General features: G+C 64.2%; 18 protein-coding genes. 8 read left to right on the top strand and 10 right to left on the bottom strand.

The window, feature by feature from the left end:
• Positions 1-329 precede the first annotated feature (329 nt).
• Both H3Z74_RS04190 and H3Z74_RS04185 read left to right on the top strand, forming a co-directional pair.
• A complete protein-coding gene (locus H3Z74_RS04190; protein ID WP_187762730.1) occupies positions 330-1,649 on the top strand; it encodes an NAD(P)/FAD-dependent oxidoreductase in 1,320 nt (439 codons plus the stop codon).
• A 246-nt stretch (positions 1,650-1,895) separates the two neighbouring features.
• The gene (locus tag H3Z74_RS04185) at positions 1,896-3,011 is read left to right on the top strand and encodes a serine hydrolase domain-containing protein (protein WP_187762729.1); all 1,116 of its coding nucleotides are present in this window, start codon (positions 1,896-1,898) and stop codon (positions 3,009-3,011) included.
• 65 nt (positions 3,012-3,076) lie between these two features.
• Here the strand turns inward: H3Z74_RS04185 and H3Z74_RS04180 are convergent, their stop codons facing one another.
• The 5 genes from H3Z74_RS04180 to fghA all read right to left on the bottom strand — a co-directional run bounded on the left by H3Z74_RS04180 (position 3,077) and on the right by fghA (position 10,119).
• On the bottom strand, positions 3,077-4,945 hold the full coding sequence (locus H3Z74_RS04180) for a sensor histidine kinase (protein WP_187762728.1): 1,869 nt from the start codon (positions 4,943-4,945) through the stop codon (positions 3,077-3,079).
• Entirely contained in the window at positions 4,945-6,843 is a 1,899-nt protein-coding gene (locus H3Z74_RS04175; RefSeq protein WP_229726874.1) for a putative bifunctional diguanylate cyclase/phosphodiesterase, read from the bottom strand. Before H3Z74_RS04175 ends, H3Z74_RS04180 begins: the two co-directional genes overlap by 1 nt.
• Before the next feature lie 265 nt (positions 6,844-7,108).
• Positions 7,109-8,029 carry an ROK family protein gene (locus tag H3Z74_RS04170; protein ID WP_229726873.1) on the bottom strand — a complete coding sequence of 307 codons (921 nt, stop codon included), beginning with the start codon at positions 8,027-8,029 and terminating at the stop codon, positions 7,109-7,111.
• Positions 8,026-9,243: an NAD(P)/FAD-dependent oxidoreductase gene (locus tag H3Z74_RS04165; protein WP_187762727.1), complete on the bottom strand. Its 1,218-nt coding sequence runs from the start codon at positions 9,241-9,243 to the stop codon at positions 8,026-8,028. Before H3Z74_RS04165 ends, H3Z74_RS04170 begins: the two co-directional genes overlap by 4 nt.
• Positions 9,244-9,276: 33 nt before the next feature.
• The gene (fghA, locus tag H3Z74_RS04160; RefSeq protein ID WP_187762726.1) at positions 9,277-10,119 is read right to left on the bottom strand and encodes an S-formylglutathione hydrolase; all 843 of its coding nucleotides are present in this window, start codon (positions 10,117-10,119) and stop codon (positions 9,277-9,279) included.
• A 644-nt stretch (positions 10,120-10,763) separates the two neighbouring features.
• On the opposite strand from fghA, the gene H3Z74_RS04155 reads away from it, so the two are divergent.
• Entirely contained in the window at positions 10,764-11,315 is a 552-nt protein-coding gene (locus H3Z74_RS04155; RefSeq protein WP_187762725.1) for a Slp family lipoprotein, read from the top strand.
• A 155-nt stretch (positions 11,316-11,470) separates the two neighbouring features.
• On the opposite strand, the gene H3Z74_RS04150 is transcribed toward H3Z74_RS04155, so the two are convergent.
• Positions 11,471-12,253 (bottom strand): anti-sigma factor family protein, encoded by a 783-nt coding sequence (locus tag H3Z74_RS04150; protein WP_187762724.1) that lies wholly within the window; start codon positions 12,251-12,253, stop codon positions 11,471-11,473.
• Positions 12,250-12,789, bottom strand: a complete 540-nt coding sequence (locus H3Z74_RS04145) for an RNA polymerase sigma factor (RefSeq protein WP_229726872.1) — start codon at positions 12,787-12,789, stop codon at positions 12,250-12,252. Before H3Z74_RS04145 ends, H3Z74_RS04150 begins: the two co-directional genes overlap by 4 nt.
• 121 nt (positions 12,790-12,910) lie before the next feature.
• On the opposite strand from H3Z74_RS04145, the gene H3Z74_RS04140 reads away from it, so the two are divergent.
• Entirely contained in the window at positions 12,911-13,978 is a 1,068-nt protein-coding gene (locus tag H3Z74_RS04140) for a catalase family peroxidase (protein WP_229726871.1), read from the top strand.
• Positions 13,975-14,658, top strand: coding sequence for a cytochrome b (locus tag H3Z74_RS04135; RefSeq protein ID WP_187762723.1), 684 nt, complete (start codon positions 13,975-13,977; stop codon positions 14,656-14,658). Before H3Z74_RS04140 ends, H3Z74_RS04135 begins: the two co-directional genes overlap by 4 nt.
• 75 nt (positions 14,659-14,733) lie before the next feature.
• On the opposite strand, the gene H3Z74_RS04130 is transcribed toward H3Z74_RS04135, so the two are convergent.
• Together H3Z74_RS04130 and H3Z74_RS04125 are read right to left on the bottom strand one after the other, a co-directional pair.
• On the bottom strand, positions 14,734-15,084 hold the full coding sequence (locus H3Z74_RS04130; RefSeq protein ID WP_326838801.1) for a response regulator: 351 nt from the start codon (positions 15,082-15,084) through the stop codon (positions 14,734-14,736).
• Positions 15,085-15,224: 140 nt separating this feature from the next.
• Complete coding sequence (locus H3Z74_RS04125) at positions 15,225-15,497, bottom strand: hypothetical protein (RefSeq protein WP_229726870.1); 273 nt, start codon at positions 15,495-15,497, stop codon at positions 15,225-15,227.
• A gap of 340 nt (positions 15,498-15,837) precedes the next feature.
• Between H3Z74_RS04125 and H3Z74_RS04120 the strand changes: the two genes are divergently transcribed.
• The 3 genes from H3Z74_RS04120 to H3Z74_RS04110 all read left to right on the top strand — a co-directional run bounded on the left by H3Z74_RS04120 (position 15,838) and on the right by H3Z74_RS04110 (position 19,878).
• Positions 15,838-17,919: a glycoside hydrolase family 2 protein gene (locus H3Z74_RS04120; RefSeq protein WP_229727053.1), complete on the top strand. Its 2,082-nt coding sequence runs from the start codon at positions 15,838-15,840 to the stop codon at positions 17,917-17,919.
• A 322-nt stretch (positions 17,920-18,241) separates the two neighbouring features.
• The gene (locus H3Z74_RS04115) at positions 18,242-19,174 is read left to right on the top strand and encodes an NAD(P)-dependent alcohol dehydrogenase (protein WP_187762721.1); all 933 of its coding nucleotides are present in this window, start codon (positions 18,242-18,244) and stop codon (positions 19,172-19,174) included.
• Between the two features lie 2 nt (positions 19,175-19,176).
• The gene (locus H3Z74_RS04110) at positions 19,177-19,878 is read left to right on the top strand and encodes a helix-turn-helix transcriptional regulator (RefSeq protein WP_187762720.1); all 702 of its coding nucleotides are present in this window, start codon (positions 19,177-19,179) and stop codon (positions 19,876-19,878) included.
• A gap of 248 nt (positions 19,879-20,126) precedes the next feature.
• Here H3Z74_RS04110 and H3Z74_RS04105 read toward each other — a convergent pair whose 3' ends face one another.
• A complete protein-coding gene (locus tag H3Z74_RS04105; protein ID WP_187762719.1) occupies positions 20,127-21,032 on the bottom strand; it encodes a glyoxalase in 906 nt (301 codons plus the stop codon).
• Between the last annotated feature and the right edge of the window lie 41 nt (positions 21,033-21,073).

Genomic DNA, 21,073 nt, shown 5'->3' with positions numbered 1-21,073 from the left:
CTTGGCCGATCTTGCTATTGGTATGAGTTACGCTACTGCGCATCGAATTATCCAGTTAAGTATATGATACATAACACTTTATTAACATCTTACCGAGCAACGACGGCCCGAGATATGTTACATGACCGGTGTAACATATCTCCCCTTGCCCGCGGTCCCGCCCCCTCAGCCCGGTTGCCAGCGGCGATTCAACCATCGCACAGGATCGGGCATAGCATTCCGTGGCGGTCTATTCAGGCGCGCTCGTTCTTGGTGTCGCAACACCATGGCCATTGCGCTACCAGCGCGGACGACCGCGCTGCGGTATGATGACATAGGAGGCGTGAACCATGCCCGATCGCACCCTGACGGACCTGCACCATGTAGTGGTGGTCGGTGCCGGCTTTGGCGGTCTCCAGACGGTTCATGATCTCGCCGGCGCGCCGGTGCGCATCACCATGGTCGATCGGCGCAACCATCATCTCTTCCAGCCCCTGTTGTACCAGGTGGCGACCGCATCGCTGGCCACCTCGGAAATCGCCTGGCCGATCCGGCATCTGCTGCGCAACCGCCGCGAGGTCACCACCCTGCTCGCGACCGTCACCGGCATCGACAAGGCCGCGCGGCACGTGCTGCTCGATGACGGGGCAACGCTCGTCTATGACAGCCTGGTGATCGCGACCGGCGCGCGCCACGCCTATTTCGGGCATGACGACTGGGAGCCGTTCGCGCCGGGGCTGAAGACGCTCGAGGATGCAACCACGATCCGCCGCCGCATCCTGCGCGCATTCGAGGAGGCCGAACGCGAGACCGACCCGGAGCGGCGCCGCGCGCTGATGACGTTTATCGTCATTGGCGGCGGCCCCACCGGTGTCGAGCTGGCCGGAACGATCGCCGAGCTGGCGCACCTGACGCTGGTCGGCGACTTCCGCAATGTCGATTCGCGAACGACGCGGGTGATCCTGATCGAGGCGGGGCCGCGCCTGCTGCCTGCCTTTACCGAAGATATTTCGCTCTACGCGCAGCACACGCTCGAAAAGCTCGGCGTGGAAATCAGCCTGGGACAGCCGGTGACCGAATGCACCGCAACCGGCGTGGTTCGCGGAGGCGAGAAGATTGCGGCCTCTACTATGGTCTGGGCGGCCGGCGTGCAGGCCTCTCCCGCCGCGGAATGGGTCGGCATTGCCGCGGATCGCGCGGGCCGCGCCATGGTCGAGCCCGACCTGACCGCGCCGGGCCATCCCGAGATCTTCATCATCGGCGACACCGCGGCGATCACCGCTCCCGATGGCCGGCCGGTACCCGGTATCGCACCGGCAGCGAAGCAGCAGGGCCGTTATGTCGCGGCCGAGATCCGCGCCAGGCTCAGGGGAAGGAGCACCGGTGCACCCTTTCGGTACCGTCATGCCGGCAGCCTTGCGACCATCGGCAAGAGCAAGGCGGTGATCGACTTCGGACGGTTCACATTGCGTGGCCCGATCGCGTGGTGGATCTGGGGGCTGGCGCATATCTATTTTCTGATCGGCGTGCGAAATCGGCTGAGCGTTGCGCTCAGCTGGCTCTGGAACTATCTGCGCGACCAGCGGAGCTCGCGGCTGATCACACAGGGCCTGGGGGAGCGGACCGTCCGGCTGCCCCCGAACGGATCGAGCGACCATGCGCCACCGTGAACGGTAGCGGCCATTTCCAGCGTGGTTGTTTGGAGCGCTTTCGTCCGGGCAGCTTCACCCCGAGAAACGCGAACACACGGACCATATTGCCGGCCGGAAGATCGTCACGCCGCAATTACGCAACCTTACCGCAATTTCGGCACCGTAGTTTCACCGTGATTTTCGATGAGGCGGATGCTGGCGCTGCTTCATGAGCGACGTTCCTCCGATCCTCTGGGACTGGGACGGAAAAAAAGGAAAAGCGTCATGTACCGTTTCGCCAGTGCTCCGCTGTTGCTGCTCGCGACCCAGGCCGCCGCGGCGGATTATGCGCCGGTACATTGTTCGGCGCGCCAGGCCTATGCGGGCGGGCCGATGCACGCCGCGGTCTCTGTCGAGCGTCCCGGGAAGGTGCCCGACACTGCGCTGGATCCGGCGACGGTTGCACGCCTGGATGCGACGTTGTCCCGGGTCCGCGCGGCCACCGGGGCCTCCGCGATCACCGCTGCAGTCGGCGTCGAGGGCAAAGGCGCATGGACAGGAGGCGATGCACCGCCACTATTCTGGGCGAGTGCCGGCAAGACCTTTACCGCCATCGTCGTCCTGCAAATGGCGCAGGAGGGGAAGCTCTCGCTCGACCACCCGATATCGCGCTGGATCAAGAACGTGCCCAATGGCGACGTCGCGACCGTGCGCGACCTGCTGGCGCATACTGGTGGCTTGTTCAGCGCGAATGAGGATCGGAAAGCGCACGCAGACCGGCGCTATCGCGGCCCCACCGAAACGCTGGCGATCGCGCGACGGCATGGCGCGATGTTTTGTCCGGGCGCGAACTGGCGCTACTCCAACACTGGGTATGACCTGCTGGGCGAGATCGTGCGACTTGTCGATGGCCGCACCATCGATCAGGCGATCACCGCGCGGATCATCGCGCCGCTCGGGCTGAAGACGCTCCGCGCCCTGCCGCTGGGCGGTGGTGCGGAGGGCATTGCGCCGCTCTTCTCCGCGAAGGAAAAGCCGATCGACCCGAGTTGGGCGGGTGCAGCCGGACCGATCGTCGGGAGCGCGGGCGACATGGTGCGATTCTGGAACGCGCTGCTGGAGGGACGACTGATTGGAAAACAGCTCGTCGCTGAAATGACCACGACGCTGTATCCCATGTTCGACTCCGGCACCTTCTATGGTTTGGGCGCGATGGTGTTCGACGTGCCCTCCGACACGGAACGATTGCTTTGGGTCGGCCATGCCGGCGGCACGCCGGGGGCGAGCGCGCTGGTCGCCTATTCGCCGGCCGACCACGCGTTCGTCGCAGTGGCGCTGACCGGCGACGGATCGGCTGTCGCATCGGCCAATGCGTTTATGAAAGCATTGTCACCACCTTGAAGCTGTCCTGCGACATCAACCCTTTACGAAGCGTCGCTGCAAATAGGTGCCCGATCGCCGCAAGGCTAAGCCGCAATTCCCACCGCGCCCGCCTCGCCCGCCGCCGCCCGCAAGGTCAGGATCGCGTTGGCGCCCCTGCCCTCGCCTTCGCTTTCCAGCCGCAGCGCGCCGTCCATCGCATTCATCGAATTGGCGCACCAGTGCAGGCCAAGCCCGCCCGATTTATGCCCGCGCGTCGAATAGCCACGCTGGAACAGGGTCGCACCGGCCTGCGGCTCGAACCCCTCGCCATCATCGCGGATCGCGACCCGGGTCTGGCCATCCAGTTCATCGATCGTCACCGTCACGGTGCCGCTCTGCGTGCCCTTGGCGGCGATTGCTTCGGCCGCATTGGCGAACAGATTGCCGATCACCTGGCTCAGGATCAGCCGGTTGGCCATCACATGATGCGGCTGGGCGGGAAAGCCGAACATGATCGACACCTCGCCCGAATAGCGCGCGATGGTCGCGTTCTGCGCGACGATCTCGGTGACGTTGCACGGCTCCAGCGCGGGGCGTTCATGCGCGGCATGCTGCTGCGCGCCGATGATCTCGAGCACCTGGCTCATCGCCTCGCGGCCGTCCTGCAGTTGGGCACGGCGTTCACCCCGGTCACGCGTCTCCGCTTCGACCGCGGCAGCGACGAACGCGACCAGCTTCTCCCGGCGCAGCTGCGGCAGATCGTCGCGCGCCAGCTCGGCGACGGCACGGTCGAGCGTCGCGCGGTCGATCGGCGGCGGCTGAGCGATGCCCTTGGAGATGATCGTGCTGATCGGGTTGAGCGCGTTGCGGACATTGTGCATCACCGCGACCGCGCTCTCGTTGCGGCCCAGTGCGAAACTCTGCACCTCGAGTTGCTCGCGCAAATCCTTCAACTGACTGAGCATCGAATTGAAGCTGGTGCCGAGCGATCCGATCTCGTCGCGCCGCCCCTCTTCCTCAAGCAGGCCGAGCGAGCCCGACTCCCGCACCACCTGCATATGGCTTTCGACCCGATGCAGCGGCCGCAGCACGAGCCGGGTGAAGATCCGCCGCAGCACGAACAACATGACGACCAGCAACAGCGTCGACCCGCCGATCGCCAGGATCAGCATGCGCTGGCCGAGCGTGGTGATGTCGCGCGGCACGCTGAACACCGTGCTCGCTACCGCATGGCCGTTCACGCCACGCACCGGCACAGAGATCTTCATCGAGCGCGGCGCGGTGGTGATTGTCTCCGCGTCCGACACATTGGCCAGGTCGAGGCGGGCGCCGAGTTGGAGCAGTTCGGCGATCTGCGTCGAGCTGAGCTGCCGCGCCATCAGCACATAGCCGCGCGGCGCACCGGTGCCGTCACTGCGGCGCACCTGCGCGATACCGACCGCGGCGACCTGCGACCCCAGCCGGGTGTAAAAGCTGGCCGAGTTGCCCGTGCCGATTGCCCTGGCGAGCGGCATCTGCCGGATCGCGGCGATCAGGCGCGCGCGCATCACCGGGTCGTCGGCGCCGCTCCTCAGCCAGCGCGCGATGACGATGCGGCCGTCATTGCCGATATAGGCCATGCCGTTGACGTCGAGATTGGTCATCGCCAACGGCGAGAAGGATTCGCTTTCGAACCTGGCCGACGGGGCGGCCATGTAATCATAGCTCGACGTCCAGTCGCCATAGTCGCGCACCGCGCTTTCGACCTTGGAGGCATATTCGCTCAACGCCGCGCGGGTGCGGTCGACATGCTGGTCGATCGACCTGGTCTCGAGTTGGTTGAAGCTCGGCGTGATGACGCTGGCGAGCAGCAGGGTGAGCGCGACCGAACCAGCCAGGCCGACGCCGGTCAGGATCAGCACCAGCTTCGCACCCAGCGACGCCGGGCTGCGCAGCGCGCCGATCCGTCCGGCCGCGGCACGAAGGGCTGCCATTATCCGTGCGTCCCGTTACCCAGTTTCGCCACGCTTTCATCTTCGACCACCGTCTCATCGATCAGATAACGGCGTTCGGCGATTTCGTTGGCGATCTCCAGCGCGACCGGGCGCGAGAAATAATAGCCCTGCAGATGCGAGCAGCCGGCGACACGCAGTGCCTGCACCTGCGCCTCGGTCTCGACGCCCTCGGCGATCACGCCCAGGCCGAGCGAGCGGCCAAGATGGACGATCGACTGGACGATCGCAGCACTTTCGCGCTCGCGGCCCATCCCGTCGATGAAGCTGCGGTCGATCTTCAGGCAGTCGAGCGCGAACTTGCGGATGTTGTAGAGGCTCGAATAGCCAGTGCCAAAATCGTCGAGCGCGATGCGGAAACCCATCTGACGCAATTTGTAGAGTGTATCGGCAGCGCGATCGGCATCGTCGAAGATCGCGGTTTCGGTGATCTCGATCTGCACCCGATTGGGCTCGATCCCGGCGCGCTGCACGCTTTCCATGATCCGGCCGACGAAATTATGCCGACGAAACTGGCGCGGCGAGAAATTGACCGAGATATACTGGCCGGGCCAGCCCTGCAGCACGGCGAGCGACTGATCGAGCACCCAATCGCCCAGCTCGTGGATGAGATTGCTCTCCTCCGCGATCGGGATAAAGACGGCCGGAGAGATCGGACCGTGATCCTCGGTATTCCAGCGCAGCAGTGCCTCGAAGCCGACCACCTCAAGACCTTCGCGCGCAATGATCGGCTGATAGACCAGGCTCAACTCACCCTTCTCGATCGCCAGCGACAGGCCGCCTTCGATCGCGCGACGCAAGCGGATATTTTCGTCCATGCCTTCGTCGAACAGACGCGCGACGCCGCGCCCGTCGCGCTTGGCGTCGTTGAGCGCGAGATCAGCGCGGCGCATCAGGTCAGTCGGGTCGCGCGTCTCTAGCGGAGCGGAAACGACAACGCCGATCGACGCACCGCCCTGCACCGAGTTGCCCAGCACCTTGAACGTACCGCAACAGCCGCGCAGGATGCGTTCGCATTCCATCAGCGCGGCCTCGGCGCCGGGGCTGTCGAACAACAGGCCGAATTCGTCGCCGCCCAGCCGCGCGACCATCCCCCCTTCGGGCACCGATTCCTGCAGGATGGTGCAGATTGCACGGATCAGCTCATCGCCGGCGAGATGGCCGAGCGTGTCGTTGACCAGCTTGAAGCGGTCGAGATCGAGCATCGCCACCGCAAAGGTCGCGTTGCTGCGCGCCCGGTCGGTCAGGGCGCGGCGAAAGGCGAGACGATTGGGCGCTTCGGTGAGCGAATCGTGATTGGCGATATGGATCGCGCGGCTCTCGTTCGCGGCAAGTTCATGGCTCTGCTCCTGCAGTTGCACCACCTGCTTGGCCAGCGCGTTGCGCGCCTCGCTCAGTTCGCGGTCGACCTGCCAGCGATGCGCCAGCGCGGTCGCGGTCTGGGTCACCTCTGCCACTTCGAACGGCTTCGCAATGTAGAAGATCTTATCCGCCGGCCCCGCCGCACGGCTGATCTCGATCGGCGAGAAATCGGAATAGCCCGTGACGATGACCAGGTTGATGTCGGAGTCGAGCGCACGGATGCGCTTCGCGGTTTCCTTGCCGTCGATGCCCGGCGGCATGCGCACATCGATAAAGGCGACGGCATAACGCTCGCCGCTCGCGATCGACGCCTCGACGGCCGCGACGCCCTCAAGCCCCTGCATGACATGGGTCAACCTAAAGACCATGTCGGTCGCGGCAGCAGGCGCCGCATCGTCATCGCCAAACAGCTCCGCCGCCATCGCGTCGAGCGTGCCGACATCACCGGACACCGGCGCGAAGCTGCGCCGATAGCTGTCATGCATCGCAGGTTCGTCGTCGACGATCAGAATGCGCACAGGTCACCGCCATTGGTTAGCGGAGACAGTGCCGCCGGAATGGAAAACAGAAGGTTCAGCTTTAAGGTGACCGGCCCCTTTTCGATCTTGCGAGGGCCAATCCAGGGAGGTCGGCGCCGCGAAACGCAAGGCGCGGGTGCGCCGCCGAGCGGGCTGGCGAGCATGATCGAGTCGCTTCGTGCCTGACAAATCATCCGCCCATCCCCCTTTCGCCGAAATCACGGTTGATCCGGCGTAAGCAGACAGGGTTAAGGCGTCGTAAACGCTATTCCGGAGACGCGGCCGCCAAGGCGCGGACGCCGAGTTCTATTGCCCCCAGCGGCCCGGCATTGTTGCCGAGCGCGGGCGGCACGACGAATGCGTCCAGATCGGACAATTCGGCCAGTGCGGCATAGCCGCCAAGGCTGGCGGCGAGCCGCGAGCGGATCATCGGGAAGAGATGCGGCACGCCGGTCATCACCCCGCCGCCCATCACGATGCGGCGCGGGATGCCGGTCAGCACCAGCGTGTGAAGCAACTGCGCCAGCGCATGTGCTGTCGCGTCCCAGGCTGAGTGCCCTGCGGGCAGCTCGGAAGCGGGTGCACCGGCCCGCGCCGCGATCGCCGGCCCGGAGGCCAGTCCCTCGACGCAATCGCCGTGGAAACTGCACACGCCCGCCCAGTCGTCTCCCGTCATGCGCACCGGGCGGACATGGCCCAGTTCGCCCGCGATCGGTGCGCCGCCGGCGACCAGCCCGATACCGACGCCGGTGCCGACCGTGATATAGGCGAAATCGGCCAGCCCCTGCGCAGCGCCCCAGCGTCCCTCGCCCAGCGCGGCGCCGACCACGTCGCTCTGGAATGCCATCGGCACGCCGGCATATCGCGCCAGCCGCTGCCCGACATCGGTGTTCGACCAGCCCGGCTTGGTCGTCGCGGTGATGAAGCCATAGTCAGGCGCGGCGCGATCGAGCGCGACAGGCCCGAAGCTGGCAATGCCGAGCGCCGCGAACCCGGTCCCCGGAAGACTCGACCAGCGCGTCAGCACCGCCTCGATCGCGTCTAGCGTCTCGGTCGGCGTCGTGGTCGGAATGCGCACCGTATCGCGAATATCGTCAGGCCCGGTCGCGAGGATGCAATTGCACTTGGTGCCGCCCATCTCGACTCCGGCAATCAAGGGCGCCGCGATCAAGGACGCACCGGTCATGCAAGTTCCTTCAGCGGCGTAGCCGTGTCGGCGATGCGCATGGCATCAGGCGCAGCACCGGCAAGGACAAGAGCGCGGCCCTGCACATAGTCGCGCGTCATGTTGACGCAGTCGAGCGCGATCACCTTGCCCGCCCGGAGATAGACCATCGAGAAGCTCCGCGTCGCCGGGTCGCCGCGCATCACCACCGCGTCATAACCGGTCGACAAGCCGACGGTCTGCAGCTTCAAGTCATACTGGTTCGACCAGAACCACGGCACCGCATGATAAGGCTGGTCATCGCCCATGATCCCCTTGGCGACCAGCGTCGCCATATCATTGGCGTTCTGCACGGATTCGACCCGCATCACCGCACCGCCGGCAAAACCATTGGCGTGGAGCGCGCAATCGCCCACCGCGAAGATATCCGGCAAGCTGGTGCGGCAATGATCGTCGACCGCCACCCCGTTGCCACCCGCCGCGCCCGCCGCGATCAGCGGGGCGACCTCCGGGATGATGCCGATGCCGACGATCACCATGTCGGCCGGAACCACCTCGCCATCGGCCAGTTGCACGCCGGTCACGCCCTTCTCGCCAAGGATGCAATCGACCATCTCGTTCAGCCGGACCTCGACGCCGTGCGCGCGGTGCTCCGCTTCATAGAAGCGCGACAGCGGCTCACCGGCGACCCGGGCCAGTACACGATCAAGCGCCTCCAACACGGTGACATGCTTGCCGAGCTTGGTCAGCACCGCTGCCGCCTCGAGTCCGATATAGCCGCCGCCGATCACCACGACGCGATTGGTGCTGTCGAGCTCGGTCATCAGCCGATCGACATCGGCGCGAGTGCGTACCGCATGGACACCGATGAGATCATGCCCACCACAGCTCAACCGGCGCGGCGTGCCGCCCGCGGCCCAGATCAGCTTGCCATAGCCGATCGCCCCCGCCGCGGTGGTAACATTGTGCGCCGCCGGATCGACCGCCGTCACGCGCTGCCCGAGCAGCATGGTGACGTTCCGCTCTTCCCAGAAAGCGGGCGGACGGATCAGCAGCCGCTCAAAGGTTTTTTCGCCGGCCAGATAGTCCTTGGACAAGGGCGGGCGTTCATAGGGAAGCTCGGGTTCGTCGCCGACAATCGCGATCGTGCCCTCGAACTTCGCTTGGCGCAGCGCGATCGCGGCCTGCGCCCCGGCGTGTCCCGCGCCGACGATCAGGACGTCATATTGCCCCATCAGGCCTCCCCTTCCCACAAACCAGCCATTCCCTCAAACCAGCCTTTGGGCATGCCAGCGGACATGATCCGCCATGAAGGTCGAGACAAAATAATAGCTGTGATCGTACCCCGGCTGCAGCCGCAGGGTCAGGTCGATCCCCGCCGCGTCACACGCGTCGCGCAGCAATTCCGGCTTGAGCTGTTCAGCCAGGAACTGATCGGCATCGCCCTGATCGACCAGCAGCTCGGGCACCCGCGCCCCGTCCGCGATCAGCGCGCAGGCATCATAGCTGCGCCACTCGCTGCGGTCGTCATCGCCGAGATAGCCGCCAAGCGCCTTCTCCCCCCAGGGGCAGTCGAGCGGCGACACGATCGGCGCGAAGGCCGAGATGCTCTTGAACCGCCCGGCGTTGCGCAGGCCGATGGTCAGCGCGCCGTGACCGCCCATCGAATGGCCGGTGATCCCCTGACGCGTCATATCGACGGGGAATTCCGCCGCGATCAGCGCGGGCAGTTCGTCCTCGATATAGGAGCGCATGCGGAAATGCGGCGCCCAGGGTTCCTCCGTCGCATCGACATAGAAGCCAGCGCCCTGACCGAAATCATAAGCGTCATCATCCGCCACCCCTTCGCCGCGTGGGGAGGTGTCGGGTGCAATGAAGATGATCCCGGCATCGGCACATGCGCGGCGATATTCGCCCTTGTCGGTGACATTGGCATGCGTGCAGGTCAGGCCGGACAGATACCAGAGCACCGGCAGCGTCGTGCCCGTTTCATGCTCCGGCACGAAGACCGAGAAAGTCATCGGCGTGCCGGTCGCTTCGGACTGATGACGATAGACGCCCTGCACGCCGCCGAACGCCCTGTTGGTCGTGATCGACTCAAGTTCTGACATGCTTCCCATATCCCCGCCGCGTTCGGCTTTTTCGAAATCCGAGCTGTCGGAGCCCTGACACTTTCGGCGGGTGGAGTGCAATCCCAACTCTCCGCAGGCCGGCGGAAAATCGCGGCATGGCGTTCGATTTCCCCACGGCTGCGGGAATTTTGCAGAGCGCTTGCGGGAAAATCGGGAAATGGCGAGGGCTGGCGTCACGATCTGCTCAATCCGGGGCGCACCTGATTTGCGGTCCTACGCCATTCAACTATTCCGTCGAACGAACCTTCGCCGGTGATGTGAAAGGCGCGGACAAGAGCGGGTATGACACGTTCGAGCGCAATGTGAATCGATCCGCGCAAAGGAAGTCCGGGAGGGTTTTGGCGAGTAGCTGGAGAAGATATGTTACACCCTTTGTAACGTATCTCCGGCACCTGCCAGAGCACGGCAATTTATAATATATCATTTTATATCAATATGATAACAAACGCTCCACATCCACCACTCAACCCGTCCAGGACCAGTTCGATCGCCGTCGAGTTGTACTTCGTGACCGGGCCGCCTAGGGCGCCGGCCATGGCCGCCAGGACACTTCTACTATGAGAATCCAGCCGATCAGGCCGCTCCATCGGCCGATATTGGGCCCACTATGCTGCTGCCTGATCTTGTGGGGATGCGCCGATTCCTCGATCTCACCCGCGCCGAAAGAAATCGGGGCGATCGCGGCCAAGCCCCGGCCCGCGCGCACGCCCGCGCAGACGGGCTTTGACCCGGCAGAGATAGAGACGCTGCGGACCATCTCGGTCGCTCCGCTGTCTCCCGATCAGGGAATCGATGACCGGAATATCGGCAAACGCGTCCGCTGGGCCGGTGCCGTGCAGTATATGGAGGCATCGGATAAAGGCGTTTGCCTGACGATCTTATATGCGCTCAGCGGCGAACATGGCGAGCCGCGCTGGACCCCGGAGCCGACTTATCAGACCTTCAAGGCCTGCGCGACGGGCTCCTACGACCCGGAGCTCGTTCGCGAGTCGACCAACGTCACGATCGTCGGCAAAATCTCTGGCAAGACATATATCGGCATGGGTGGCGGCGGCAGTCCCGGACCCATTGTCGAAGTCGAAAAACTCTTTCGCTGGTCGGATTGTGTTGCCGGCGACACCAGCCCCGTCTGCAAGTACGGATTTCTGAGCCCGAAAACCGTTCCCGGCGATTGAACGAAAGCAAACATGGCTCATGTCTTCGACGTAGAACGACGCTTTTGCCACCACGCGTGAACGCGCCGGCCGATTGCAAACGCGTCGAAAAATCGATGGTTCGGTAGCAGTGTTCTGCCATCGATCCATCCGTCCATGCATTTCCGTGCCCCGCATCATGCCCGAGCCTTGGACTGGAATTGCCGCCGAGCCTCGTCGGCCAAGGGGTGCAGCAGCCCTGCGCTGGCCGTACCCATCAAGCCGTATCCCATGCCGCGATCGGCCCAGGTGAAACCAACGACGTCACCCTGACGATGGAATGCCATCCGCGCACTCCGGTCTTGCGCGATCATCGGGCGCATCAGAATGGCAATCCTCAATCCCCGAGCATCGTCATACATAAGCAGACCGGCGGGCCCGTTGCGCGTCGCGACCACCCGCCCGCCCATCAGGCGAAAGCCGCGCCGCGCCAGGTCGGGCATCGTGACCCGGCGCCGGAGGCGGTTTTCCATCCAGCGAGCGAGCATCGGACCATCTGCCGCCGGGATTTCGACCGCGCGGGCGCGGTCGGTGCCGAACACGGCATAGGCATAGGCGGCCTCGTCCGCGAGCGCCTCGATCCCGACGCCGCCCGCAGCGCCGTCACCACGCAAAAGCCATCCACCGGCCCCACCGATAAGCAGGAGCAGACAAGCGGCTATCATCGAGCTCCACTTGGCCCAGCGCGCCGGCCGCCGTGCTGCAATGAGGTGCGCGAGGTTGAGTTGCGGCGGTATCGGCTCGGCTGCGATCGGAGCCAGCGCGGAGCGAAGTTCAACCCGGTGCTCTGCGAACCGACCGAAGCGGTTAGCGATTTCTGGATTCTTTTCGAGAAACGCCTCTACCTCCGCGCGGCGCGCAGGCGCCAGCGCGCCGTCGACGAACGCATGCAGGTCATCCTCGGCAATCGGACGGCTCATTTGACCCTCCTGAGGATGGGTATGGTGGTGTCGATGCGCTTCGGCACATCGTTGACCAGCTGCGCCAATCGATGTCGGCCGCGCGAAAGCCGCGACATGACCGTTCCGATCGGAACGCCGAGCACCGCAGCAGCCTCAGCGTAGGAAAGGTCCTCGACCGAGACGAGCAGCAGCGCGCTGCGCTGATCCTCCGGCAGCTGCGAAAGCACGTCCAGGATCGCCTGATGGTGGAGGCGGTCTTCCTGGTCAGGTGGCGTCGCAAAAGATGCTTCGTCCTGTTCCTCGATCGCGACATGCATACCGCGACGAGCCGTCTGTTTCAGTCGGTTGATCGCCAAGTTATGCAGAATCGTAAACACCCAAGTTCTGGCGTCGCCATCCGGGCGGCGCTGGTGCCAGCGACCGACCACGCGCTCGAGGCAATCCTGCACGAGATCGTCGGCCGCCGACCGATCCCGCAACAGGCTGCGGGCATAGCGACGTAGCGCCGGGACCAGCGGTTCAACCAAAGTCATCATGTCCAGCGGCGCTGTCATGAAGGGAGGACAGCATGGCCGCCCGGATTATTCCATCGTTCTGCAATTTTTTGTTCGACGGGAATAATCGATGCTGGAGATTGTCTGACGCGGAGACCCTTTCGACGATGGAGCGCCTATCGTGCCAGTTTCCCGCCCCCGTCCCAGCACTGTTGCAGCGATCCTCGCAGCGCCGGCCGCGTTGTTGATCGGCTTCGCTCTGGCGGGCGGGTGGGTCGGCACGCCGCGCCTTAGCGGCGGCGGTATCGCCGACGCGCTGGAATATAATGCCGGTCCACATCCCGGATATCGCCGTGCGCATGCGAAGGGCCTGTGCTTCACCGGTCGCTTTGACGCAAATGGGGCGGGTACAGCCCTGTCCAGGGCGCGTATCTTCGCCAAAGGCAGCTATTCCGCGACCGGCCGATTCTCGACAGGCGGTGGCAACCCCTTTGCCACCGACGGCCGCAACGTCTTCCATGCCATGGCCCTGCAGATCACCGCACCGGATGGCGAAATCTGGCGGCTGGCGATGGATCATGTTCCGATCTTCCCGGTTGCGACGCCCCAGGCATTCGTAGAGCTGCAGCGCGCCACCAAGCCCGATCCAGCGACGGGCAAACCCGTACCCGCAATAATGAAGGCCTATCTGGCGCGCCATCCGGAGACCAAGGCCTATCAGGATTATATCACTGCCGCGCCGCTTCCCGACAGCTTCGCCAACGGCACCTATTACAGCATCAACGCTTTCCGCTTCATCGACTCCGCAGGCGCAACGCGCACGGTGCGCTGGTCATTTGTTCCCGAAGCGACATTTGGCGCACTCGACAAGACCAAGCTTGCGCGCCTGCCCGCAGACCATCTGTTCGACGAGCTGCTGCATCGCCTTGCGAGGGGATCGGTGCGCTGGCGGATGCGAGTGACTCTCGCGTCGCCGCTAGACCGAACCAACGACGCAACTGTGCAATGGCCTTCGGACCGCCGCACAATCGAGGTAGGTGTGCTTAACATCGACCGCGCCGGCCCCGAAGAGCAGGGCGCGTGCCGCGACATCACGTTCGACCCGACGATCCTGCCGCGAGGCATAGCCTTGTCGGACGATCCATTACTCGCCGCGCGGTCGGCCGCCTATGCGGCGTCGTTCCGCAGACGCGCCGCCGAAGCCCCCGGGCCGAGCGCGATCGGAAAAGCGCTGGCGAGGGGGGAATGACCATGCGGATGCGTTTTCACCTCACAATCCGCTTGCTCCACTGGACGATGGCGTTCCTCATCATCGCCATGCTCTTCGTCGGCATCGGCATGGTCTCGACCGCCGGCCCCGCCTACGCCCAATTGCTGACGCTGCATCGGCCGCTGGGCATTGCAATCCTGCTGCTTGCCTGTGTTCGCCTGGCGATCCGACTGGCTACGCTGGCGCCCCCGCTGCCCGACGACCTTCCGCGTGCACAGAAGCTGGCCGCGAAGGGTTCGCATCTGCTGCTTTACCTGGCGATGATCGGGATGCCGCTGATTGGCTGGGCAATGCTCTCGGCCGGCGGCTACCCCGTCACCTTGGGACTGGGGCTCACGCTCCCGCCGATTTTGCCGCAGAACCTAGGCGCCTTCGGCATGCTGCGTCAGGCACATACGATTGCCGCGGTCGCTCTTTTCGGGCTCATCCTGGGACATCTGACGATCGCGCTGGTGCATGGTTTCATCCGTCACGACGGCGTGCTCTCGACGATGGCATTTGGACCGAGCGCTGACCATCCGCAGTTCCCTGCGCCGACGATCTTGCCCCGGCTCGAACCGGCTTCAACCGACTCAATTCCGATCGAACACTCATTCCCGGCTGAAACGGACCCAGCTATTCGGCTTGACCCGAGTGAACGACAGATCGACCCAACCTGAATAACTCGCCACTCATTGCAAAATATCGTTGGGTACGCGCCCCGTACCTTCCGAAACCTGCCCTGGGGTGAGCGCTTACGCCGCTCCGATCCGCTGCAGCTTGGCCAGCAACATGTGCTGATCGAACGGCTTGGTGACATATTCGTCGGCGCCAGCGCCGATACCCTGATAGATATCGATGGTCTCGGCCTTGGAGGTGCAGAACACCACTTTCGGGGTCACCCCGCCATCGATCCGGCGCAGCGCGGCGACGAATTCGACCCCGGTCATCACCGGCATTTCCCAGTCGAGCAGGATCAGGTCGGGCATCGCCGCCTTGCAGCGGGCGAGCGCCTCCTCGCCATTCTCGGCCTCGGTCACCTGGTAGCCGAGGTCGGAGATGATGCGATGGGCGACCTTGCGGATTACCCGCGAATCGTCGACCAACAGGCAGCGCCGCGGGCGCGATGGCGCGGCGGCTACGGGCATGGGTACCGGTACGGGCACAGGCACGGCTACGGGCTCCGCAACCGGCGCCGCGGCTACCGGCTGCGGAAGATCTGCGGGGAAGCTCCGCAGGCGTTTGATCAGGCCCTTAATGACTGCGGCTCCCTGTGGCTGAGGACCTGGCTGGTCGCGGCGACCACGGCCTGGTCCGCATCGGTCATGCGGACATGGATATAGGGCACCCAGATGTCGCCGAATTCGGCCTTCTGGTACCAGACATCGATGATATCGTACGAGGCCCAGAAGCCATCCGGCTGGCGCAGCCGCAGTCCCTCACCGATCCGCGGCACCGCGGCGAAGCGCAGCCCGACCTGGGTCTGGTGCGTCTCGTTCTGGACTTCGATCTCGATCAAGGACAGTACCCTCCAGCCTGCATGCGCACCTTAGCCGGGTAATTCTTGCCGAAATGCGAATGGCGCTCGCGGAAGCGACGCGGTGCGAGGGACAAATCGTTTTTCGGCTTTCTTCCCGCGCCCGGCTCCCGCCCATTCGTGCCGGTGCAACGAATCGAGGGCGGGGTTGCATGAGGTCGAATTGCACTCGCGCTGAAACACTCAATCCGCTCTTGCGATGTAATGGCACAGCTTCGCACTTAGCGATGGTAGCGATATCATTTACAAATCGCCTGGCTATGTTGGCACTGAAATCGAGTCGAGGCCAAAGGCCCGGCAAATGGAGACGGATCCGGTGACGATGATGCGATGGACGGGAATGGTCGCGTTCGCCTTTCTTCTCGTGCTGACAACGCTCATGGCCGGCGCCGTCGATGCCCAACCGGTATCGCCTCGCGCCTCTCGCAGCGTATTAACGTTGGGGCCGGGCTGGCAATTCGCGCGTGGAGACTACCCACAGGCCAGCGGCGTCGCGTTCGACGACAAGAATTGGACCAGCGTCACCCTCCCCCATAGCTTCGATGCCGCGGAAGAGGGCGACGGGAGCTATTATCGTGGCCCGGCCTGGTACCGGCGCGTGTTCACGGTCACCGCTCCCACACCAGGCCGACGGCTGTTCGTCCAATTCGATGCGGCCGCAACCGTTGCCGACGTCTGGCTCAACGGCAAACATGTCGGCCGGCACGAAGGCGGCTACGCGGCGTTCCGCTTCGACATCACCGCCGCGCTAGTTCCCGGTCGCAACATCCTCGCCGTACGCGTCGACAACAGCGCCACACGCACCATCGCGCCGCTCAGCGGAGATTTCACCGTCTTCGGCGGACTCTATCGCCCCGTCTCGCTGATCGAGACCGACGATCTGCACTTCGACATGAACGATCATGGCGGTCCCGGCATCTACGCGCGAGTGGCGAGTCTCACGCCCGAGCGCACCGGAATTTCGGTTCTTGCGCGCGTGTCGAACGCCACCGGCTCGCGCAAACGGGCGACGGTCACCAGTCGCATCCTCGATGCCGAAGGTCGGCAGGTCGCACTGATGCGCCGCGCCACCACGATCGCACCCGGCCAGACGGCCGTGGTCCCGCTGCAAGGCGAGGTCGCATCGCCACGGCGATGGGACGGCGTCCGCGACCCCTATCTCTACCGCGTCGTCACACAGATTGGCGAAGCCGGCGACCAGGTGACGGTGCCGCTCGGTATCCGTACCATTCGCATCGATCCGACACAGGGCCTGCTTCTCAACGGAAAGCCCTATCCGCTTCGCGGCGCCAACCTGCAGCACAGCGCCCGGCCGGGAATCGGCAACGCCGTTTCGCGCGAGCAGATTGTTGAGGACTTCGCGATCCTGCGCGAAATGGGCTCGACCGGAGTGCGCCTCGCGCATTTCCAGCATCCGCAGGCCGCCTATGAGGAGGCCGACCGGCTCGGCCTCGGCTTGTGGACAGAGATCGGCGTAGTCGGCGAGATCGAGGATACCCCGGCGTTCCGCGCCAATGCCGCGCAGCAACTGCGCGAGTTGATCGCGCAGACTTATAACCATCCTTCGGTGATGATCTGGGGCATCGGCAACGAGATCTATGCCGACGATCCGAGCGTCACGCGACTGCTGGAAAGCCTTCAAAAGGTGGCAAAAGAGACCGATCCCAGCCGCCCAACCGCCTATGCGCATTGCTGCCAGGCAGACGATCATCCCAAGGCGATGGTGAGCGACGTGATCGGCTTCAACCGCTATTTCGGATGGTACAAGGACCAGAGCGGGCAGACGCTTGGCCGCTGGGCCGCGGGGTTCCATGCCACCCACCCCGACCGCGCCTTCGCGGTCAGCGAATATGGCGCGGGCGGAAGCATCCGGCACCAGGCCGATCCGCCAGGTGATGTGGACCCCGCCTCGGACTGGCATCCCGAGCAATATCAGAGCGAATACCACGAGCGGAACTCGCGCGAACTCGCCGACAAACCCTACGTCTTCGCCGCGTTCGTCTGGGTGGCGTTCGACTTCGCCTCGGCCGGGAGGCACGAAGGCGACCGCCGCGGTATCAATGACAAGGGGCTCGTCACCTACGATCGCCAGACTCGCAAGGACGCCTATTACTGGTACCAGGCGAACTGGTCGGACAAGCCGATGGTCCATATCACCAGCCGCCGTCACAATGTGCGCCGTACACCCGACGTCGAGGTAAAGGCATATACCAACGCCGGTACCGCCACGCTGTTCGTCAATGGCACGGAGCAGACAACGATTTCGACTGAAGGGCAGATCGCGCGCTGGAACGTGCTGCTGCGCCCAGGGCCAAATCGGATCGAGGTTCGCGTCCTCGGCCAGAGCGACTCCGTGGAATGGAGCTACCTGCCAGCTCCCTCGATGATATCGCCGGCGGACTGACGCGCCATAGCGTCGATTTTCGCCGTAATTCTGCAACAGAAACGCGCTGCGGGCCACTAGCCACCACTGGCTGCACTCTCATCGTCATCTGAACGAACAGCGGATTTCGGGATCGCCCGCCCGCGATCCTCATGCAGGCAGGTGAAACCGCCTATCGCTTGCAGCTGAATCGAGAATCGCCCCACGCCTGGCACCCGACCAGCCGCTTGTATTGCGCACGATCAACCATGCTTTGACCTCGGCACCCGCATTATGGTGACAGAATTTGGCACCATAGGCTCGTATGGCGTCCAGCGAACGATCATATAAGGCAAGCACCGTCATGAAACGCATCCAGTATCACGCTTATGGCGGCCCCGAGGTCATGCGGCTGGAGGAGTTCGCGCCCGAAGCGCCCGGCCAGGGAGAGGTAGCAATCGCAGTCCGATTTGCCGCGATCAACCCGATCGACTGGAAGCTGCGCGGCGGCGCGATGAAGATCGTGACCGGGCGGTCCTTCCCCCGCGCGATGGGCGTGGATCTTGCTGGAATCGTTACTGCGATCGGCCCCGGCGTGACGCGCTTCACAGTCGGCGACGCAGTGTTCGGAATGGCGCGATTCAAACAGGCCGGAGCCTTGGGCGAATCGGCGATCGCCAAAGAGATCGCGCTCGCGAAAAAGCCCGACGACCTGTCCTTCGAAGAGGCCGCGTGCCTGGTCACGCCGGGCGTCACTGCATGGAACGGCCTGGTCGACAAGGCGAAGCTAAAGGCTGGGCAGAGCGTGTTCGTCAACGGCTGCGCCGGCGCGGTCGGAGAGGCGGCAGTGCAGATTGCGCGCATGCTCGGCGCTCATGTATCGGGCAGTTGCAGCGCGGAAGCGATCGATCGCGCCCGCTCGTTCGGGCTGCGTGCGGTGTATGATTACCGGACCACCGATCCGGCGATGATCCCGGATAAGTTCGATGTGGTGTTCGACGCCGCTGCGACGTTGTCGACTGCGGCGGGGATCGGCATGCTGCGCAAGGGCGGCACCTTCACCACCGTCGATCCCACGCCAGCGCGGTTCGTTCGGGCCATCGTCGACCGCCGGCTGAAGCCGATCGTCGGCACTCCGCGCGCGGACCTGCTCGATACGCTTGCACGAGCCGCGCAAGACAAGAGCTTCCGCCTGCCTATTGCCGAAATCGTACCGCTTGCGCAGGCGATCCCGCTGATCACCGCGATCGAGGGCGGACGAAGATTGCGCGGTAAAGCGGTCGTGGCGATCGGATAATCATGTCACGCAGCCACCGCCTGTTCGATCTGCTGCAGATCCTGCGCCGGCATCGCGGAACCGTGTCTGGCGCGGTGCTGGCGCGCGAGGCGGATGTTTCTTTGCGCACCATCCGCCGCGACATCGCCACCTTACAGGCAATGGGGGCGGACATCGACGCCGAGGCGGGCGTCGGCTATATTCTGCGACCTGGTTTCCTGCTGCCGCCGCTGTCATTCACTCAGGAGGAACTGCATGCCCTGGTCGTCGGTGCGCAATGGGTCAGCCGCCAGACCGACCCCGCACTGGCGCATGCTGTCCGCAATGCGCTCGCGAAGATCGACGGTGTGCTGGCGCCGGAGATGCGTGAGGCGCTCGACGACAGTAGCTTCTATGTCGGCGGCACCAGCACGATGGCTGCCGGCCTCGACCTGGCGCAATGCCGCCGGGCGTTGCGTGAACAACGCAAGATGCGGATCGCCTACCGAGAAGAGGGCGTCGGCATGTCGGAACGGATCGTCTGGCCGATCATGCTCGGCTTCGCCGAAACCGAGCGCAGCATCGCCGGCTGGTGCGAAACAAATGGCGATTACCACCTGTTCCACGGCGATCGCATAGTACATGCCGAGGTGCTTGCGGAGCGCTATGCACGCGACCGCCGAAAACTGGTCAAGGAATGGCGCGCGAGTGCGCAGCATCCATGCGCTCGATCAAGTTGCTCATGAGCGTCATCGCACAGGGCTCGAGCCCATCCGCAGCAATGAGTCGGCGCGCATGCGAAGCTGGCATATTCTGGCTGGCTCCCACGTCATGCATTGGGGCAAAAGACAGTGTTTGGCGCGCCCAGATTGACACGAGCCTCCGTCCCTCAGCCTCCTAGTCTGCCCCCGTGCTACACCTGCGCTCCAAACGTCTCGGACGACCGCAATTGGGCGTCTAGTTGCCGTCGAAGGTCGCGCATAGGCATATGATATTATCGCGCTGAAGAATGAATTTCCGCGATATAGCCGCCCGGAAATTGCACGATCGCCGATTGGTGATCCCCCTCGGCATGCGGAGGGACGAGCTGCTCGACACCCGCTGCGGTCGCCTTGGCCAGGGTATTTGACAGGTCAGTCACGGCATATCCCGTCAGCTCGCGCCCATAGGGCCAGGGGAGCGCACCATCGCTGACCAGGATCGTCATTTTTCCATATCCCGAGGTCAGCCGGATGTGACGGTAGGTCTTGCAGGGTTGGCCGATCCCGGCGCCTGGTGCGGCACGGTTGTCGGATACGATGCGGCCCCGGGAGAAACTCACCCAGCTTTTGACGAAAGCATCGGCTGCGTCGGGCGTCAGATAGACGCGATTTTCCGGTATCGTGGCGAGCGGCGCGTAGCTGGGTTTCACCGTGTGCCAGTAAAGCTGCATGTTCACGCCGCCTGGCCATTGCACGAGCACATCGCGGCCGATCGGGTCGGGGAACGTCTCCACCAGGCGGACGGCGCCCGCCTTTCTAGCCGCCGCAACAGCAGCATCGATATCGGTGACGAGATATCCGGTGCGCTCCGAGCCGAACGGATAGGGGACCGGTGTCTTGAAGCCGAACACCGACACCATCCCCGCCGGTGTCATCGCAACCTGCGACAGCGTTCGGCTGGTCGTTGGCGTCACCTGAAATTCGCCACGCTTGCTGACCGTACCCCCGAACGTGGCGACGAAACTGGTGATGAAGCGATCGAAATCCTCAGGCGCGACATAGACGTGCGTCGAGTCGTATTGCGGGCCGACCGAATAACCGGCGGTGACCGTGGCGCCCTGGGATCGCGGCGGATGGGCCACAGCTACGCTCGAGGCTGCAAGAAGGATGGTGGCCGCGAAAAGAGTCAGACGTTTCATGGTGGTTCCCCTCGATAAAAAAGACCGCGCGGCGCGTCCGG

Source organism: Sphingomonas alpina (assembly GCF_014490665.1).
Taxonomy (GTDB): domain Bacteria; phylum Pseudomonadota; class Alphaproteobacteria; order Sphingomonadales; family Sphingomonadaceae; genus Sphingomonas; species Sphingomonas alpina.
The sequence above is the reverse complement of the archived record's forward strand: the minus strand, read 5'-3'. Positions and strand labels throughout refer to the sequence as shown.

Coding starts and splice junctions, on each gene's coding strand:
- H3Z74_RS04190 (WP_187762730.1), top strand. CDS start 330: ATGCCCGATCGCACCCTGACGGACCTGCACCATGTAGTGGTGGTCGGT.
- H3Z74_RS04185 (WP_187762729.1), top strand. CDS start 1,896: ATGTACCGTTTCGCCAGTGCTCCGCTGTTGCTGCTCGCGACCCAGGCC.
- H3Z74_RS04180 (WP_187762728.1), bottom strand. CDS start 4,945: ATGGCAGCCCTTCGTGCCGCGGCCGGACGGATCGGCGCGCTGCGCAGC.
- H3Z74_RS04170 (WP_229726873.1), bottom strand. CDS start 8,029: ATGACCGGTGCGTCCTTGATCGCGGCGCCCTTGATTGCCGGAGTCGAG.
- H3Z74_RS04165 (WP_187762727.1), bottom strand. CDS start 9,243: ATGGGGCAATATGACGTCCTGATCGTCGGCGCGGGACACGCCGGGGCG.
- fghA (WP_187762726.1), bottom strand. CDS start 10,119: ATGTCAGAACTTGAGTCGATCACGACCAACAGGGCGTTCGGCGGCGTG.
- H3Z74_RS04150 (WP_187762724.1), bottom strand. CDS start 12,253: ATGAGCCGTCCGATTGCCGAGGATGACCTGCATGCGTTCGTCGACGGC.
- H3Z74_RS04145 (WP_229726872.1), bottom strand. CDS start 12,789: ATGACAGCGCCGCTGGACATGATGACTTTGGTTGAACCGCTGGTCCCG.
- H3Z74_RS04135 (WP_187762723.1), top strand. CDS start 13,975: ATGACCATGCGGATGCGTTTTCACCTCACAATCCGCTTGCTCCACTGG.
- H3Z74_RS04120 (WP_229727053.1), top strand. CDS start 15,838: ATGATGCGATGGACGGGAATGGTCGCGTTCGCCTTTCTTCTCGTGCTG.
- H3Z74_RS04115 (WP_187762721.1), top strand. CDS start 18,242: ATGAAACGCATCCAGTATCACGCTTATGGCGGCCCCGAGGTCATGCGG.
- H3Z74_RS04110 (WP_187762720.1), top strand. CDS start 19,177: ATGTCACGCAGCCACCGCCTGTTCGATCTGCTGCAGATCCTGCGCCGG.
- H3Z74_RS04105 (WP_187762719.1), bottom strand. CDS start 21,032: ATGAAACGTCTGACTCTTTTCGCGGCCACCATCCTTCTTGCAGCCTCG.